The sequence below is a fragment of the Streptomyces marincola genome (assembly GCF_020410765.1).
Taxonomy (GTDB): domain Bacteria; phylum Actinomycetota; class Actinomycetes; order Streptomycetales; family Streptomycetaceae; genus Streptomyces; species Streptomyces marincola.
Window position 1 is genome coordinate 2138086 of the sequence record NZ_CP084541.1, and the last position, 17816, is coordinate 2155901.

Genomic DNA, 17816 nt, shown 5'->3' on the forward strand with positions numbered 1-17816 from the left:
TGCTTGACCATTCAGCGTACCCGCACGCGCGCGAGCCTCCGTTCGTCGTCGGCGGCAAGCCCTGCCTCGCGCCCGTACAGGACGCCGTAGGTGAAGGACGGCTCGCCCGCGTTCTCGGCCTCCGCCGCGATGCGGCGCAGCGCCTCCCTGGTGACGACGCTGTCGTGGTGGTCGCCGAGGAGCTGCTGCACGCGCTTGAAGCGCTTGCCCTGCTTGCGGGCCTTCTTGCCGAGCGCGGGGCGCGCGGTCTCGGCCGCGTACCTGGCGCGTTTGGCGGCCTTCCTGGCCCGGTGCAGGGCGGTGTCGCGGTCGGGTCCCGGTTCGGTCCGGGCGGCCTGGTCGAGCCGTCGCAGCAGGCGGTCGCGTTCGCGGCGCATCGTCTTGGGCATGACGTCGGCCGCGGGGCGGTGGGCGGGGCCGCGCAGCGGCGGCGCGGTGTGCAGCAGCAGGTGCAGCGTGTCGAGCAGGGCGAGGTAGCGGGGGCTGTCCAGGGTGGCGAGGACGCGGGCCCTGGTGGTCCGGCGTTCCGTGCCGTCGCGGCGGGCCAGGCGCAGGGCGACGGGTCCGCTCACCAGGTCGGGCGGCAGTTCGCCGAGGCGCAGGCCGAGGCGGTCGGCCAGGACTTCGCGGTCGCGGTCGGTGCCGAGTTCCCGTCCGAGCCAGCGCAGTTCCTCCTCGACGGGCCGGGTGGCGGCGCGGTCGAGGACCTTGCGGTGGGAGCGCAGGCAGCTGCGCAGGCGGCGGGCGGCGACCCGCATGCGGTGCACGGAGTCGGTCCTGTCCCTGCGCACGGCGGGGTCGAGCGAGGTCAGGATGTCGAGCTGGCGTCGGGCGTAGTCGAGCACGTCGGCGCCGGCCGTTCCGCTGCCGGGGGCGGGGGGCTGCGTGGTGGCGGCGGTCTCCGCCAGGGCCCTGGCGAGTTTGGAGGCGTCGGCCGAGGGGCGCAGTCCCGCGGCGGCGAGGCGTTCCTCGACGGCGTCGAGGACGGCGGGGTCGGCGCCGTCGGCGAGTTCGACCTCGATCTCGGTCCACTCGGCGGTGTTTCCGTCGCGCTCGGCGGTGACGGTGTCGACGCAGACCTCGGCGAGCGCGGTGCCCTCGGCGTCGAGGAGCAGTCTGCGGCGGCGGTCGGTGTGCAGGGTGACGATCGGTCCGAGGGGTTCGCGGCGGGCCCGCGAGCGGACCAGCGCGCGCAGGGGGTCGGGGATGTGGTCGGTGAGCGGTGCCCTGATCTCCTCGCGCGCGCCGGTGCCCAGCGGCAGTTTGAGGTGCCAGCCCTCGTCGGCGCCGCCGGTGCGGCGGCGCAGGGTGACGCCGCCGTGGGCGAGCCGCCGGTCGGGGGTGTCGTAGTAGACGGCGTCGAGCCGGACGGTTCCGGGGTCGCGGGTGGTGCGGACGGGTCCGGCGCCGGCCAGTTCGGGCAGCGGCGCCGTTCCCTCGTACTTGCGCTCGACCTCGGTGGTGCTCGTGGTGCCGTTCCGTGCGGCCATGGGGTCCCCTTCCGCGGTGTGGCGTCGTCTCCCTTCACGGGTCGCCGCACGTCGGCGGGGCAAACGGGTGTTTCAGGCGGAGAGCGGACGTTTCATGCGCACGGACTGGAGCAGTCCTATGGCGATCCACACCGCGAACATCGCCGTGCCGCCGTAGGAGACGAACGGCAGCGGCAGGCCCGCGACGGGCATGATGCCGAGCGCCATCCCGATGTTCTCGAAGCACTGGAACGCGAACCACGCGACGATCCCGGCCGCGATGATCGTGCTGTAGAGGTCGGGGGCGTCGCGCGCGATGCGCAGCGCGCGCCACAGGATGACGCCGATGAGCACGATGATGCCGCCGGCTCCGACGAAGCCGAGTTCCTCGGCGGCCACGGTGAAGATGAAGTCGGTGTGCTGTTCCGGCACGAACTGGCCGGTGGTCTGGGTGCCCTGGAAGAGGCCGGTGCCGGTGAGCTGGCCCGAGCCGATGGCGATCCTGGCCTGGTTGGTGTTGTAGCCGACGCCGGAGGGGTCGCGCGAGGGGTCGGCGAACGCGGCGAACCTGTCGATCTGGTATTGGTCGAGCACTCCGAGCGCCCAGACCAGGACGGCGGCCGCGACGCCGGCGAGGATGAGGCCGATCGACCATTTCAGCGGTGCGCCCGAGGCCAGCAGGATGCCCAGGACGATCATGGTGAGCACCATGGCCATGCCCATGTCGTCGATGACGACGATGGCCAGCGGGACGCCGGCGAGCGCGAGCGCCTGGAGTACGGCCCGGCGGCCCGGGTGCTCGCGGTCCCCGGCGTCGACCTGGGCCGCGAGTATGAGGGCCATGCCGAGGATGACGGCTATCTTGGCGAACTCGCCGGGCTGGAGGGTGTATCCGCCGATCGAGAGCCACGCGCGCTGCCCGTTGATCTCCGTGCCGAGCGGGCTGAAGACCAGGAGCATCGCGCCGATCGAGAGGGCGAAGAACAGCGGCACCGCGCTGCGCAGCCGCTGGTGCCCGAGCCACACCACGCCGGCGGCGAGGACGAGGCCGATGGCCAGGTTGACGCCCTGCCGGATGAGGAAGAACTCGGAGTCGCCGCCGTTGATCTCGGTGCGGTTGCGCGTGGCCGACCAGACCAGGACCGCGCCGAACACGGAGAGCGCCAGCGCGGCGAGCAGCAGGATCCAGTCGACGCGCCTGGCCGGCGAGTCGCGGTCGGCGATGCGGCGCCAGGTGCTCTTGCGCGTGGCCTGCCCGTCGAGGGTCAGGGTGTGAACACTCACCAGGTTTCCGTTCGTCCCGCCGTGCTGTGCTCTGCCGTGCCGGGGCGTGCCGCCGGCGTCCGCGTCACTCGTTCTGCCGCCGGTCGGGCGGCAGGGCCGGTGGGCTGTTCTCCCCGGGGCCTGGCGGCGCGCCCGGCGGGGCGTCGCCGGCGGCCGGTCCCGGCCCGGTGTCTCCCGCGTACCCGGCCGTGTCCTGCGGGCCGCCGGGCGGCAGGCCGGCCTGTCCGGCCTCCTGGCCCGGCGTGCCGGGGCCGGCCACGCCGGTCCCGGCGTCCCCGCCGGGGGCCGTGCCGTCGGCGGCCTCCTGGCCGCCGTCCGCGTCGCCCGCCTGCCCGGCGGCCTCGCGCTCGTCCTCCTGGGGAACGATGGCGCCGGTCTCGTCGATCGGCGGCAGGTCGCGGTGCGGCTCGGGCAGGAGGGCGGCGTCCTCGTTGACCGAACCGCCGGAGACGCCGTAGATCGCCTCCCAGATGTTGCGCACGGCGGGTCCTGAGGCGCCGGAGCCGGTGCCGGCCTGGGCGATGGTCATGACCACGGTGTAGTCGTCGGTGTAGGTGGCGAGCCAGGAGGTGGTCTGCTGGTCGCCCGACGCCTCGGCGGTGCCGGTCTTGGCGCGCAGCGGGATCTCGTTCTGCGGCCAGCCGCCGAACCGCCAGGCCGCGCTGCCGTCCCCGGTGACGACGCCGGCCGTGGCCTCGCGCAGGTCTTCGAGTGTTCCCTCGCCCACCGGGATCTCGCCCGCGGGCTGCGGTTCGAACTCCTCGACGATCTCGCCGTCGGCGGCGATGACCGCGCGGCCCACCTGCGGGGTGTACAGCGTGCCGCCGTTGCCGAGGGCCGCGTAGACGGTGGCGAGCTGGATGGGGGTGACGAGCACGTCGCCCTGGCCGATGCTGAAGTTCAGCATGTCACCGGCGCGCATCTTCATGCCCTCGGTGCAGTTCTCCCTGGCGATGCGCGCGGTGTAGTCCTGCCGGTCGGTCTCGGCCAGCTCGCACCAGCTCTCCTCGTTGGCCTCCCAGTACTCCTGCTTCCACTGCCGGTCGGGGATGCGGCCGGGCGCCTCGTTCGGCAGGTCGATGCCGGTGCGCTCGCCGAGGCCGAACTCGTGGGCGGTGCGGAACAGCCAGTCGTCCGGGTTCTCCACCGGGTCGATGCCGCCGTCGGCGCGCCATTCCTCGTGGGCGATGCGGTAGAAGACGGTGTTGCAGGAGACCTCGATGGCGCGGCCCAGGCTGATGGGGCCGTAGGAGGAGGACTCGAAGTTCCGGAACGTCTGCCCGCCGATGTCGTAGTCGGACGAGCAGTTGTAGCGGCCGTCGAAGGGGTGCCCGGCGTTGACGGCGGCTGCCGTGGTGACGACTTTGAACGTCGATCCCGGCGGGCCCTGGCCCTGGATGGCGCGGTTGAGCAGCGGGTCGTCGGCGTCCTCGTCGGTCAGTGCGGCGTAGTCGTCGCTTGAGATGCCGCCGACCCACACGTTCGGGTCGTAGTCGGGCGCCGAGGCCATCGCGACCACGCGGCCGGTGTCGTTCTCCAGCACGACGGCCGAGCCGGCCTCCGCCTCGTAGTTGCGGCCCGAGATGTCGTCGTAGGTGTTGCGCGCCTCTTCCATCGCGGCGACCAGCTCGCGCTCCACGACGGCCTGCACGCGGGTGTCGATCGTGGTCACCACGTTGGCGCCCGCCTCGGCCGGCTGGTTCTCGGCCTCGCCGAGCACGCGCCCGAACTTGTCGACCTCGTAGCGGGTGACGCCCGCGTCGCCGCGCAGGTAGCTGTCGTAGGAGCGTTCGAGGCCGGAGCGGCCGATCTGGTCGGAACGCAGCAGCGGCGCGTCGGTGTCCTCGGTGTCCTGCACCTCCTCGTCGGTGACCGGCGAGAGGTAGCCGAGCACCTGCGCGGTCCTCGCGCCGTCGGGCGCGGGGTAGCGGCGGACGGCGGTCGGCTCGGCGCTCACGCCGGGGAAGTCCTCGGCGCGCTCGCGGATCTGGAGCGCCTGCTGCGTGGTCGCCTCGTCGGTGATCGGGATCGGCTGGTACGGCGAGCCGTTCCAGCAGGGCTGCGGCGTTTCCGCGTCGCACAGCCGCACCTGGTTGGTGATGTCCTCGACCGACATCTCCAGCAGTTCGGCGAGGCGGGCGAGCACCTCCTCGCCGTCGTCAGGGAGCCGGCTCAGCTGGGAGCGGTCGACGGAGACCACGAGCCGGGTCTCGTTGTCCGCGATGGGCACCCCCCGGGCGTCCAGGATCGCGCCGCGCACGGCCGACTGCACGACCTGCTGCACGTGGTTGCCCGCCGCCTCGGCGGCGAACTCGTCGCCCTGCCTGATCTGGAGGTACCACAGCCGGCCGCCCAGCGTGAGCAGCAGCGAGAACACCAGTATCTGGATGACGACGAGCCGGATCGTGATCCGCGATGTCCGCCCGGTCTCCGGGATGTTGGTCACAGCACCTCCCCGTGTGCGGGAACCGTCGTTGGCCGCGCCCTCACAGGCGTTTCACTCCCTTGATGCGCCCCGCACGGCCGCGTGCCGGCCTGCCGGTCAGCGAGGGGCGCCGCCCCCCGAGCCGCGCGGCGCCGCCGAACCGCGTGCGGCGCGGCGTGCGGGCGCGCGGCCCGCCGCCGCCACCGCCGAGCCACCGCACGGCGGTGTCGCCGCCGCCCGAGGCGCCGGAGCCGCCGTCGCCCGCCAGCGGATCGTTCTCCAGTCTGCGGGCCATGGCCATCACCAGCGGCACGGCGAACGGCGCGAGCAGCAGGTCGTAGACGGTCGCGGTGAGCAGCAGGTGGGTGAGCCCCACGCCGCGGGCCGCGGTGTCGCCGACGAGGGCGCCGACGCCCGCGTACAGCAGGGTCGAGGCTGCCGCGCTGGCGGCGACGACCAGCATCGGCACGGTGGCGGAACGGTGCTGGCCCGACTCGGGCTTGGTCAGCCCGGCCGCGTACCCGATCACGGCGAGCACCAGGGCGTAGCGGCCGACGGCGTGGTCGGCGGGCGGCGCGAGGTCCGCGAGCAGGCCGGCGGCGAAGCCGGTGAGGCAGCCGCCGACGTGGCCGTAGACCAGGGCGAGGCCGAGCACGGTGAGCAGCAGCAGGTCGGGCACGGCGCCCGGCAGCCCGAGCCGCGCGAGCACGCTGACCTGGAGCATGAGGGCCACGACCACGAGGATGAGCGCGAGCAGCGCGCGGGAGACTCGCATCGGTCAGCTCCTGGTCGCCGGTTCTTCGTCTTCGTTCCTGCCGTCGGGCACTCCCGCGACACCCGACACGCCGTCCGTGCCGCCGGTGCCCTCGGCTCCGCCCTGGGCGGCCCCGGGGTCCTGCCCTGCGCCCGGCACCGCGACGCCCTCGGCGTCCTGGCCGCTCTCGGGTGCGCCGGGCTCCTCGGTCTCCCCGGCGCCGGAGCCGCCGGGCTCCCGCGTCCCGTCCGCCTCCTCCTCCTGGGGGCGCGGCGGGAGCACGGTGTCGCGCGGGTTGTCGCGCGGCGGCTCGACGACCACGCCGACCAGGTCGAGCTGCGTGAACTCGACGTAGGGCTCGACCTGCACCGTCCGCGTCAGGTCGCCGGTCGAACGCTCGACGTTGACGACCTCGCCGACCGGGACGCCCGGCACGAACGGCCGGTCCTCCTGCGAGCCGAAGGTGACCATGCGGTCGCCCGTCTCGACGCGGGCCTGCTGGTTGAACAGCTGGACGTCCAGCGTGTTGTCGCCGCGCCCGGTGGCCAGGCCGAGTTCCTCGCTGTCCTCAAGGCGGGTGCCGACGGTGAACCCGGGGTCGTTGGCCAGCAGCACGGTCGAGGTGCCGGGGCCCACGGTCGTGACGCGGCCGACGAGGCCGTCCCCGTTCAGCACGGTCATGTCCCGGGTGATGCCGTCCTCGCTGCCCGCGTCGATGGTCACCGTCCAGGAGAAGCCCTGCGCGGCGCCGATCGCGATGACCTGGGCGCCGACGATGCCGTACTGCCCGGCCCCGGCCGTGCGCAGCAGGGAGTCGAGCTGCTCCATCCGCGAGTCGCGGTGCGCCTCGCTGCCCAACTGCTGGCGCAGCTCGGCGTTCTCCCGCTCCAGCTCGCTGATCCGGTCGTGGCGGTCGCCCGACTCCCGGACGGCTGCGATGGCGTTGGCCACCGGGTCGACCGCTCCCGCGACCCCCTCCTCGACCGGCCCGAACACGGAGGCGGCGGCCTCTCTCGCGCCGTCGAGCGGGGAGTCGTCACCGCTGCGCAGGTCGAGGGTGATCAGGGCGAAGGCGACGGAGACCAGCAGAACGAGTAGCAGCCGGCTCTCTCGGGTGTCCCTCACGTGCCGCGGCCGTGCCTTTCTGATCGTTCATCGAAATCGTCGGATCACTGGGCCAACGATCCGCCACGCGGATTGGTGTCCCCCCGCCACGCGGCGGACCGATGGCGGGGCGGGCCCGCCGGGCGGTCACCGCCGTGGCTGCGCGTCCAGCACCTGCTGGAGTGCCTCGAACTCCTCGACGCACTTGCCGGAGCCGAGGGCCACCGAGTCGAGCGGGTCCTCGGCGATGTGGATCGGCATGCCCGTCTCCTTGCGCAACCGCTCGTCGAGGCCGCGCAGCAGGGCGCCGCCGCCGGTGAGCACGATGCCGCGGTCCATGATGTCACCCGACAGTTCCGGCGGGCACTTGTCCAGCGTGGTCTTGACGGCGTCCACGATGGCGTTGACCGGCTCCTCCATGGCCTTGCGCACTTCGGCGGCGGAGATGACCACGGTCTTCGGCAGGCCGCTGACCAGGTCGCGTCCGCGGATCTCCGTGTGCTCGTCCTGCTCCATGTCGTGCGCGGAACCGATGGTGATCTTGATGCTCTCGGCGGTCCGCTCCCCGAGGAGCAGGCTGTACTCCTTCTTGATGTGCTGGATGATCGCGTTGTCCAGCTCGTCGCCGGCCACGCGGATCGACTGCGCGGTCACGATCCCGCCCAGCGAGATGACCGCGACCTCCGTGGTGCCGCCGCCGATGTCCACCACCATGTTGCCGGTCGCCTCGTGCACCGGCAGGCCGGAGCCGATCGCCGCCGCCATGGGCTCCTCGATGATGTGCACCTGCCGGGCGCCGGCCTGCGTCGACGCCTCGATCACGGCCCTGCGCTCCACCCCGGTGATGCCGGACGGCACGCAGACCACGACCCGCGGCCTGGCCAGGTAGCGGCGCTTGTGGATTTTCAGAATGAAGTAGCGGAGCATCCGCTCGGTGATCTCGAAGTCGGCGATGACGCCGTCCTTCAGGGGGCGGACCGCGACGATGTTGCCCGGGGTCCGGCCGATCATCTTCTTCGCCTCGGCGCCGACCGCGAGAATGCCACCCGTGTTGGTGTTGATGGCGACGACAGACGGCTCGTTGAGGACAATCCCGCGACCTCTGACGTACACCAGCGTGTTGGCCGTCCCGAGGTCGACTGCCATGTCACGTCCGATGAACGACATATTGTTCGCCATAGGGATACATCTGGCCTTCCAGCTGGAGCGATTTGTGCAGGGAGGTCGGCGTGGAGTGCGATGAACGATGCGCCTGTCGGGCGATCCCCTTCAGTGCGGGGAAAGCGGCGGCGAAGCCATCGTATCCACGGCCGGTCGAACACGGAGCGCCGGAGCGCCGGTTTCGCCATTGTCGGCGGAACGTGTCCCACCCTCCATCATGGTGACGGCGTGTTCGGGGGACGGGTTCCCCCGTTCGACTGTACCGAGCACCATGGAAGACTGCATTCAGGCGAACATCGCAGGTCGCGCGGTGTGCTGCCACCGAGGGCGGCGAAGAGTGCTCAGACGAGGCCCGGGAAAAAGATCTTCAGTTCGCGGTCCGCCGACTCCTCGGAGTCCGAGGCGTGAATGAGATTCTCCCGCACGATGGTGCCGAAGTCGCCCCGAATCGAGCCCGGCGCGGCGGCGATCGGGTCGGTCGGCCCCGCCAGGGCCCGCAGGCCCTCGATGACGCGTTCGCCCTCGACCACGAGCGCCACGCTGGGGCCCGAGGCCATGAAGTCGAGCAGCGGCTCGTAGAACGGCCGGCCCACGTGCTCCGCGTAGTGCGTCTCCAGCGTGGCGCGGTCCAGGGTGCGCAGCTCCATCGCGACGATGCGCCAGCCGGCCTTGCGCTCGACGCGGCCGACGATCTCGCCGATCAGGCCCCGGGCCACCGCGTCGGGCTTGAGGAGGACAAGGGTGCGCTGGCTCATGTCGGGCGGCTCCTGGAAGAAGGCGGGCGAACGGCGGCCGGGATGACGGCCGGCCGGGGCCAGCAAGAGATTACCTGGCGCCCGACGTTCACGGGACGGCGGTCCCCGGCCGGGGCGCGGGCGCGCCGCCCCCCGGCCGGCGGCGCGCGTCAGGCGGCGGCGCGCGCGGCCTTGAGCCGGTCCACGATGCGGCCGTAGTGGACCGAGGCCCACCACAGGCCGGCGAACGCGGCGCCGAGCAGGAACATGGCGGGCAGCACGAACCCCGAGGCGATCAGCGCGGCCTGGAGCGCCCAGCCGAGCCGCACGGCGCCCGGCCGGCCGAGCATGCCGCACAGCACCAGGCACAGCACCATGGCCGTGCCGCTGACGGCCCACAGGGTGCCCGCGGGCACCTCGGAGAGCCGGGAGGCCACGAGGGCGGCGAGCCCGATCACGATGAACTCGCCGACGAGCGTGCCGGCGCAGAGCGTACGCATCAGCGGGACCCCCCGAGCAGCAGCCGGGCTTCCCCCGCGGTGATCACCGAGCCGGTGACGAGCACCCCGGCCCCCGCGTACTCATGCTCCTCCTCGGCGAGCGTGATGGCCGCGTCGATCGCCTCGTCGAGCCGCGGCTCGACGACGACCCGGTCCTCGCCGAACACCTCGACCGCGAGGGCCGCGAGCCGGTCGGCGTCCAGCGCGCGGTGGCTCGCGTTCTGCGTGACGACGACCTCGGTGAGCAGCGGCTCGAACGCTTCGAGCAGTCCGCGCGCGTCCTTGCCCTCGCTCGTGCCGATCACGCCGATCAGGCGGCTGAAGCCGAACGCCTCGGTGACCGCCGCGGCGGTGGCCTGCGCGCCGGCCGGGTTGTGGGCGGCGTCCAGCAGCACCGTGGGGCTGCGGCGCACCACTTCGAGCCGCCCCGGCGAGGTCACGGAGGCGAACGCGGTCCGCACCACGTCGGGGTCGAGCGTGCGCGTGCCGGCCCCCTCGCCCGGCCCCGCGCCGACGCCGAAGAACGCCTCGACCGCCGCGAGCGCGACGACGGCGTTGTGCGCCATGTGCTCGCCGTAGAGCGGCAGGAAGACGTCCGGGTACTCGCCGCCGAGCCCGCGCAGCGTGAGCAGCTGTCCGCCGACGGCCATCTCCCGCGACAGCACGCCGAACTCGATGCCCTCCCTGGCCACCGTGGCGTCGACCTCGGCGGCCCGGCGCAGCAGCACGGCCGCCGCGTCCACCGGCTGCTGGGCGAGCACGACGCGGGCGTCCGCCTTGACGATGCCCGACTTCTCGCCGGCGATCTGCTCCGGGGTGTCCCCGAGCCGGTCGGTGTGGTCGAGGCTGATGGGGGTGACGACGGCGACCTGGCCGTCGACGACGTTCGTGGCGTCCCACGTGCCGCCCATGCCGACCTCGACGATCGCGACATCGACCGGCGCGTCCGCGAACGTCGCGAACGCCATGCCGGTGAGCACCTCGAAGAACGACAGCCGGTAGTCCTGCCGCGCGTCGACCAGCTCGACGAACGGCTCGATGTCCCGGTAGGCGGCGACGAACCGGTCGGCCGGCAGCGGCGCGCCGTCCAGGCTGATCCGTTCGGTGATCGACTGGACGTGCGGGCTGCTGTAGCGGCCGGTGCGCAGCTCGAACGCGGTCAGCAGCGCCTCGATCATGCGCGCGGTGCTGGTCTTGCCGTTCGTGCCGGTGATGTGGATGGACGGGTAGGCGCGCTGCGGCTCGCCGAGCACGTCCATCAGGGCGCCGATGCGCACCACCGACGGGTCGAGCTTGGTCTCGGGCCAGCGCGTGGACAGCTCCGCCTCCACCTCGCGCAGCGCCCGGTCGGTCTCCGGGTCGGCGGGGCGGGTCGGCAGGTCCGCGTCGCGCGCCGGTCCCGCCTGGGTGCGCAGGGTGCGGCTCCCGGCCTCGATGACCGCCAGGTCGGGGTCGCGGTCGCTCTCGGCGGCCACGATGTCCTCGAAGGGGTCGCCGGGCTCGGGCGCGTCCTGGGCTGGTGTGTCACTCACACGGCCAGTCTACGGACGCGCCCGGCGCCTCACGGCAGCCGGGAGAGCTGCGTGCGGATGCGCTCGATGTCGGCGCGCGCGGTCTCCTGGCGGGTGCGGATCTTCTCGACCACGGGCTCGGGCGCCTTGGCGAGGAAGCTCTCGTTGCCGAGCTTGGCCGTGGTCTGCGCCAGCTCCTTCTCGGCGGCTGCCAGGTCCTTCGCGAGCCGCTTGCGCTCGGCCGCCACGTCGATGGCGCCCGACAGGTCGAGCGCGACCGTGGCGCCCGCGACGGGCAGGGTCGCGGTGGGCTTGAAGTCGGGGCCGGCCGGCTGGAGCCGCAGCAGCGCGCGGATGGCGTCCTCGTGCGCGCCCAGCGGGGTGCCCGCCAGGTCGAGGACGGCCGGCACGCGCTGGCCGGGCTGGAGGCCCTGGTCCGCGCGGAACCTGCGGACCTCCGTGACCAGTTGCCGCAGCGCGTCGATCTCGCGCTCGGCGGCCCGGTCGCGGAACCCGGAGTCGGCCGGCCAGTCGGCGATGACCACGGACTCGCCGCCGGTGAGGGTCGTCCACAGCTCCTCGGTGACGAACGGCGTCACCGGGTGCAGCAGGCGCAGCGTGACGTCGAGGACCTCGCCGAGGACGCGCCGCGAGACCTCGGCGGGCCGGCCGCCGGCGAGGAACGTCGTCTTGCTCAGCTCGACGTACCAGTCGAACACCTCGTCCCACGCGAAGTGGAACAGGGCGTCGCTGAGCTTGGCGAACTGGTAGTCGTCGTAGTAGGCGTCGACCTCCGCGACGGTCGCGCCGAGCCGGGAGAGGATCCACCGGTCGGCCGCGGACATCTCCTCGGGGGCGGGCAGCGGCCCTTGTGTGGTGGCGCCGTTGAGCAGGGCGAACCGGGTGGCGTTCCACACCTTGTTCGCGAAGTTCCGCGAGGCCTGCACCCAGTCCTCGCCGACGGGGACGTCCACCCCGGGGTTGGCGCCGCGGGCGAGCGTGAAGCGGACGGCGTCCGAGCCGTAGGCGTCCATCCACTCCAGCGGGTTGATCACGTTGCCGAACGATCGCGACATCTTCTTGCCGAACTGGTCACGGACCATGCCGTGCAGCGCGATCGTGCGGAACGGCGGGACGCCGTCCATCGCGTAGATGCCGAACATCATCATCCTGGCGACCCAGAAGAAGAGGATGTCGTAGCCGGTGACGAGGACCGAGTTCGGATAGAACTTCTCCAGGCTCGGGGTGCGCTCGGGCCAGCCCAGCGTGGAGAACGGCCACAGGCCGGAGGAGAACCACGTGTCGAGCACGTCGGTGTCCTGGTGCCAGCCGGGTCCCGAGGGCGGCTCCTCGTCCGGGCCGACGCAGCGCACCTCGCCGTCGGGGCCGTACCACACGGGGATGCGGTGGCCCCACCACAACTGCCGCGAGATGCACCAGTCGTGCAGGTTGTCCACCCATTCGAAGTACCGGGAGGACATCTCCTTGGGGTGAATGGCCACCCGGCCGTCGCGGACGGCGTCGCCCGCGGCCTTGGCCAGCGGGCCGACCTTCACCCACCACTGCATCGAGAGCCGCGGCTCGATGGTGGTCTGGCAGCGCGAGCAGTGGCCGACGGAGTGCTGGTAGGGGCGCTTCTCGGCGACGACGCGCCCCTCGGCGCGCAGCGCGGCGACGACCGCGGACCTGGCTTCGAGCCGGTCGAGGTCCTGGAACGGCCCAGGCGCGGTGATGACGCCCCGCTCGTCCATGATCGTCAGCTGCGGCAGGCCGTGCCTGCGGCCGATCTCGAAGTCGTTGGGGTCGTGGGCCGGGGTCACCTTGACCGCGCCGGTCCCGAACTCGGGGTCGACGTGCGCGTCGGCCACCACGGGGATCGAGCGGTCGGTCAGGGGCAGGTCGATCATGCGGCCGACGAGGTGCGCGTACCGCTCGTCGTCCGGGTGGACGGCGACGGCGGTGTCCCCGAGCATCGTCTCTGCGCGCGTGGTCGCGACGACGACCGAGTCCTCGCCCTCGCCGTAGCGGATGGAGACCAGCTCGCCGTCGTCCTCCTGGTAGGCCACCTCGATGTCGGAGATGGCGGTCAGGCAGCGCGGGCACCAGTTGATGATGCGCTCGGCGCGGTAGATCAGCTCGTCGTCGTACAGCCGCTTGAAGATGGTCTGGACCGCGCGGGACAGCCCCTCGTCCATCGTGAACCGGTCCCGCGACCAGTCCACGCCGTCGCCCAGGCGCCGCATCTGGCCCTGGATCTGCCCGCCCGACTCGGCCTTCCAGCGCCAGACGCGCTCGACGAACGCCTCCCGGCCCAGGTCGTGCCGCGAGCTGCCCTCGGCGGCGAGCTGCCGCTCCACCGCGTTCTGCGTGGCGATGCCCGCGTGGTCCATGCCGGGCTGCCACAGGGTCTCGAAGCCCTGCATGCGCTTGCGGCGCGTGAGCGCGTCGATCAGCGTGTGCTCGAAGGCGTGGCCGATGTGGAGGCTGCCGTAGACGTTCGGCGGCGGGATGACGATGGTGTACGGCTCCTTGCCGCTCTCGGCGTCCGCCGCGAAGTACCCGCGCTCGACCCAGCGTTCGTACAGCTTTTCCTCTACCTCGGCCGGCGTGTACTGCGTCGGCAGATCGGCGGGGGCGCTGCGGGGCCCGCTGGCGGGCGGCTGGGTGTTCTCGGTCACGCGTCAAGTCTATGAGGAGCCGGGCGCCGAACTCGAATCGGTGGGCGCCCCGCGGCAAGGGGGCGGCGGGCGTGCGGCGAACGGGCGCGTGCCGGTGGGCCGTTGAGCGGGAACGGCCGGCCGGTGGGGCTTCGGGAGCCGGGGCCTTGAATGTACAGAAAGGCATCTCGTCAGACAGGATGTGCGCAGCTACCACAGACGTATCGGCTCGCAGCAGACCGCTGCTGAGGGGAACGCGCCATGAGTGACAACCACCCGGGACCGTACGGACAGCAGCCCGGGCCGCCGCCCGGGCAGCCGGGCCCCTACGGAGCGCAGCCGCCCCAGGGCCCGCCCCCCGGTGGCGGGCCCTACGGCCCCGGCGGCGTCCCCGGCGGGCCGCCGCCCGGCGGCGGATACGGCTACCCGCAGCAGCCGGGCCAGCCCCCGCAGCCGCCGGCCGGCGCGTACGGCTACCCCCAGCAGCCGGGTCAGCAGCCCGGGGGCTACCCGGGCCAGCCGCCCTACGGCCCCCCGCAGCCCGGCGGCAAGCCGAAGAACAAGACGGCGCTGATCGCCGTCGCGGTCGTCGCGGGCCTCGCGGTCATCGGCGGTGGCGCGTTCTTCCTGCTGGGCGACGACGGCGGGGGCGCCCCGACCGACGACGGCACGTCCTACACGCTGAGCCTGCCGGAGACCAGCGGCGAGTTCCAGCGCGCGCCCGACGAGCGGGGCTCGGCCATGCTCACCGAGGAGGAGCAGGCCGAACTCGGCCTCTCCGGCATGGAGAGCGAGACCGGCGCCTACACCTCGTTCGACCCCGAGAGCGCGACCCCGCCGCCCGGCGGCGTGGCGGCCATCGTGGGCGGCATGTGGGGGGAGATCGAGGACCCGGAGGCGGGAATCGACGCGATGTTCGCGCTGACCGCCGACCAGGCTTCCGAGACCACCGAGGGCGAGCTGATCGGCAGCCCGAGCGACTTCAGCGACGACCAGGCGTACGTCAAGTGCCAGGCCGCCCGGGGCCTGGGGGTCGAAGCCGAACTGGGCTACGAGGCCGAGGCCGCGCTGTGCGTGTGGACCGACTACAGCACGATGGGCCTCGTGGTCCTCACGCCCACCCCCGAGCTGCCGGCCGACTTCGACCCCAACGCGGACGAGATGCCCGAGCTGGCCGCGCCCGAGCCCATCGCCCTCGACGAGGCCGCGGAGATCACCAAGCAGTTCCGCGCGGACTCCGTGGTCGAGGCCGGCGCCGAGTAGCCCCGCCCGCAGGACACGGCCGAGGGGTCAGGCGGTCTTCTCCTGCGGCGGGACGGCACCGCCGCGCTGCTTGGTCAGGCGGGACCTGGGCACGAGCGTCGGGTTCACGTTGGACCGCACGACGTCCTCGGTGACCAGCACCTGGCCGACGTCCTGCCGCGAGGGCACCTCGTACATCACGGATTCGAGCACTTCCTCCATGATCGCGCGCAGTCCGCGCGCTCCCGTGCCCCGCAGGATCGCCTGGTCCGCGATCGCCTCAAGCGCCGGCAGGTCGAATTCCAGCTCGACGCCGTCCAGCTCGAACAGCCGCTGGTACTGCTTGACCAGCGCGTTGCGCGGCTCGACGAGGATGCGCAGCAGCGCCTCCCGGTCGAGGTTGTGCACGGAGGTGATCACCGGCAGCCGGCCGATGAACTCCGGGATCATGCCGTACTTGACGAGGTCCTCGGGCAGCGCGTCCGTGAGCAGCTGCGCCGAGTGCCGGTCGCGCTTGGAGCGGATGTCGGCGCCGAAGCCGATGCCGCGGGCACCCGACCTGGCCCGGATGATGTCGTCGAGCCCCGCGAAGGCGCCGCCCACGATGAACAGCACGTTCGAGGTGTCGATCTGGAGGAACTCCTGGTGCGGGTGCTTGCGCCCGCCCTGCGGCGGCACCGCGGCCGTGGTGCCCTCAAGGATCTTCAGCAGGGCCTGCTGGACGCCCTCCCCGGAGACGTCCCGGGTGATCGACGGGTTCTCGCTCTTGCGGGCGACCTTGTCGATCTCGTCGATGTAGATGATGCCCTGCTCGGCCTTCTTGATGTCGTAGTCGGCCGCCTGGATGAGCTTGAGCAGGATGTTCTCGACGTCCTCGCCCACGTAGCCCGCCTCCGTCAGCGCGGTGGCGTCCGTGATGGCGAACGGCACGTTGAGCATGCGCGCCAGCGTCTGCGCGAGCAGCGTCTTGCCCGAGCCGGTCGGGCCGAGCAGCAGGATGTTGGACTTGGCGAGCTCGATCTCCTCGTCCCGCGACCCGGAGTCGGCCTCGCTCGCGCGCACCCGCTTGTAGTGGTTGTACACGGCGACCGAGAGCGCCTTCTTGGCGTCCTCCTGGCCGACCACGTAGCTCTCCAGGAAATCGAAGATCTCCCGCGGCTTCGGGAGCTCACTGAGGTCGGAGTCCGGCGACTCGGCCAGCTCCTCCTCGATGATCTCGTTGCAGAGATCGATGCACTCGTCGCAGATGTAGACCCCCGGACCCGCGATGAGCTTCTTCACCTGTTTCTGGCTCTTGCCGCAGAACGAGCACTTGAGCAGATCGCCGCCGTCACCGATGCGTGCCACGAGGTGCTTCCCCTTCGCCTGCGCACCGCCGGGGAGACGGTGCACTCATGCTTTCTGAAGACGACGGTACCGTGTCGCCGCGGCGGAATGGGCCCCCCTTGACGGGAATCCCCCTCCGCGGGGCCTTCCCGTCAAAAGGGGGTGGCCGGTCGTCCTCTTGCGTTGTCCTGTCAGTGGTGCCGGTGACGGCTCAGACGGCCGTCGATGTGCGCGTGGTCACGATCTGGTCGATCAGGCCGTACTCCACGGATTCCTCAGCGGTGAGGATCTTGTCGCGCTCGATGTCGTCGCGGACCCGCTCGATCGGCTGGGTGGAGTGCTTGGCCAGCATCTCCTCCAGCTGCGTGCGCATCCGCTGGACCTCGCGCGCGGCGATCTCCAGGTCGGAGACCTGCCCGCGGCCGGTCTCCGAGTACGGCTGGTGGATCAGCACCCGCGCGTTCGGCAGCGCCATGCGCTTGCCGCGGGTGCCGGCCGCGAGCAGCACGGCCGCGGCGGAGGCCGCCTGGCCCATGCAGACCGTCTGGATGTCCGGCTTCACGAACTCCATCGTGTCGTAGATCGCGGTGAGCGCCGTGAACGAACCGCCGGGGCTGTTGATGTAGATCTGGATGTCGCGGTCCGGGTCCATCGACTCCAGGCACAGCAGCTGCGCCATCACGTCGTTGGCGGAGGCGTCGTCGATCTGCACGCCGAGGAAGATCACCCGCTCCTCGAACAGCTTGGCGTACGGGTCGTACTCGCGGACGCCCTGCGAGGTGCGCTCGACGAACCGCGGGATGACGTAACGGGACTCGGCCGGGAGCTTGTCGTAGAGGCCGGAGCCGGGGAAGGAGTTCATCGGTTGTGTACCGCCTTGGTCGTTGGCTTTCGATCGGGGGCTTCGGGCTCGGCAGGGCGGGCTCAGGCGCCCGTGCCACCGCCGCCCGCGATGTCCCCCGCGCCGGTGATGACCTGGTCGATCAGGCCGTAGTCCCGGGCCTCCTCGACGGTGAACCAGCGGTCCCGGTCGGCGTCCCGCTCCCACTGCTCGATGCTCACGCCCGCGTGCTCGGCGGAAAGCTTGGCCATCTTGGCCTTGGTGCGCAGCAGCTGCTCCGCGTGGATCTTGATGTCCGAGGCGGAGCCGGCCAGTCCCGCGGACGGCTGGTGGATCAGGATGTCGGCGTTCGGCAGCGCGTAGCGCTTGCCGGGGGCGCCGGCCGTCAGCAGGAACTGGCCCATCGAGGCGGCCAGGCCCATGGCGATGGTCACCACGTCGTTCTTGATGAACTGCATGGTGTCGTAGATCGCCATGCCGGCCTGGATGGACCCGCCCGGGCTGTTGATGTAGAGGAAGATGTCCTTGTCCGGATCGGCCGCGAGGAGCAGCAGCTGCGCGGTGATCCGGTTGGCGATGTCATCGTCGACCGGCTGTCCCAGGAAGATGATCCGCTCGTCGAGCAGCCGGTTGTAAACCTGATCGCCGAGGCTGCCGTTCTTCGGCTCCGCCATGGCGGAGGGCGTCAAGAGCGTCACGTATCCACCTGCTCATTCTCGGACGGCCACGCGTACGCCCGGCCGTCGCTCGACATCTGCGTTGTCCTTACGGACCCTAACGCGCTGTTGCGACCGACCCATCCCGACCA

14 protein-coding genes are annotated in these 17816 nt (G+C 72.0%); 1 reads left to right on the forward strand and 13 read right to left on the reverse strand.

All coding sequences use genetic code 11. The annotated features are described in order from the left end of the window. Positions 1 to 11: 11 nt before the first annotated feature. The 10 genes from LC193_RS08900 to LC193_RS08945 form a co-directional block, all read right to left on the reverse strand. Positions 12 to 1490, reverse strand: a complete 1479-nt coding sequence (locus LC193_RS08900; protein ID WP_226073133.1) for a CYTH and CHAD domain-containing protein — start codon at positions 1488 to 1490, stop codon at positions 12 to 14. A 72-nt stretch (positions 1491 to 1562) separates the two neighbouring features. Then, positions 1563 to 2756, reverse strand: a complete 1194-nt coding sequence (locus LC193_RS08905) for an FtsW/RodA/SpoVE family cell cycle protein (RefSeq protein WP_226078524.1) — start codon at positions 2754 to 2756, stop codon at positions 1563 to 1565. Positions 2757 to 2817: 61 nt separating this feature from the next. Continuing rightward, the gene (gene mrdA, locus LC193_RS08910; protein WP_226073135.1) at positions 2818 to 5199 is read right to left on the reverse strand and encodes a penicillin-binding protein 2; all 2382 of its coding nucleotides are present in this window, start codon (positions 5197 to 5199) and stop codon (positions 2818 to 2820) included. Positions 5200 to 5239: 40 nt separating this feature from the next. Further along, the gene (mreD, locus tag LC193_RS08915; RefSeq protein ID WP_226073137.1) at positions 5240 to 5953 is read right to left on the reverse strand and encodes a rod shape-determining protein MreD; all 714 of its coding nucleotides are present in this window, start codon (positions 5951 to 5953) and stop codon (positions 5240 to 5242) included. 3 nt (positions 5954 to 5956) lie between these two features. Beyond that, positions 5957 to 7057 (reverse strand): rod shape-determining protein MreC, encoded by a 1101-nt coding sequence (mreC, locus tag LC193_RS08920; protein WP_226073138.1) that lies wholly within the window; start codon positions 7055 to 7057, stop codon positions 5957 to 5959. Positions 7058 to 7183: 126 nt separating this feature from the next. After that, positions 7184 to 8203, reverse strand: a complete 1020-nt coding sequence (locus tag LC193_RS08925; RefSeq protein WP_086160528.1) for a rod shape-determining protein — start codon at positions 8201 to 8203, stop codon at positions 7184 to 7186. Positions 8204 to 8538: 335 nt separating this feature from the next. Further along, a complete protein-coding gene (gene ndk, locus LC193_RS08930) occupies positions 8539 to 8952 on the reverse strand; it encodes a nucleoside-diphosphate kinase (RefSeq protein ID WP_086160527.1) in 414 nt (137 codons plus the stop codon). Positions 8953 to 9101: 149 nt separating this feature from the next. Next, on the reverse strand, positions 9102 to 9431 hold the full coding sequence (locus tag LC193_RS08935) for a DUF4233 domain-containing protein (protein ID WP_226073139.1): 330 nt from the start codon (positions 9429 to 9431) through the stop codon (positions 9102 to 9104). Further along, entirely contained in the window at positions 9431 to 10963 is a 1533-nt protein-coding gene (folC, locus tag LC193_RS08940) for a bifunctional tetrahydrofolate synthase/dihydrofolate synthase (protein ID WP_226073140.1), read from the reverse strand. The genes LC193_RS08935 and folC overlap by 1 nt, the downstream gene beginning before the upstream one ends. 29 nt (positions 10964 to 10992) lie before the next feature. Continuing rightward, positions 10993 to 13620, reverse strand: a complete 2628-nt coding sequence (locus LC193_RS08945) for a valine--tRNA ligase (protein ID WP_086160524.1) — start codon at positions 13618 to 13620, stop codon at positions 10993 to 10995. Between the two features lie 240 nt (positions 13621 to 13860). Between LC193_RS08945 and LC193_RS08950 the strand changes: the two genes are divergently transcribed. Continuing rightward, positions 13861 to 14862: a hypothetical protein gene (locus LC193_RS08950; protein WP_226073141.1), complete on the forward strand. Its 1002-nt coding sequence runs from the start codon at positions 13861 to 13863 to the stop codon at positions 14860 to 14862. 27 nt (positions 14863 to 14889) lie between these two features. On the opposite strand, the gene clpX is transcribed toward LC193_RS08950, so the two are convergent. The 3 genes from clpX to LC193_RS08965 form a co-directional block, all read right to left on the reverse strand. Beyond that, on the reverse strand, positions 14890 to 16188 hold the full coding sequence (gene clpX, locus LC193_RS08955) for an ATP-dependent Clp protease ATP-binding subunit ClpX (protein ID WP_086160522.1): 1299 nt from the start codon (positions 16186 to 16188) through the stop codon (positions 14890 to 14892). A 190-nt stretch (positions 16189 to 16378) separates the two neighbouring features. Beyond that, positions 16379 to 17029, reverse strand: coding sequence for an ATP-dependent Clp protease proteolytic subunit (locus LC193_RS08960; protein WP_086160521.1), 651 nt, complete (start codon positions 17027 to 17029; stop codon positions 16379 to 16381). 62 nt (positions 17030 to 17091) lie between these two features. Then, positions 17092 to 17706 (reverse strand): ATP-dependent Clp protease proteolytic subunit, encoded by a 615-nt coding sequence (locus LC193_RS08965; RefSeq protein WP_404819377.1) that lies wholly within the window; start codon positions 17704 to 17706, stop codon positions 17092 to 17094. Between the last annotated feature and the right edge of the window lie 110 nt (positions 17707 to 17816).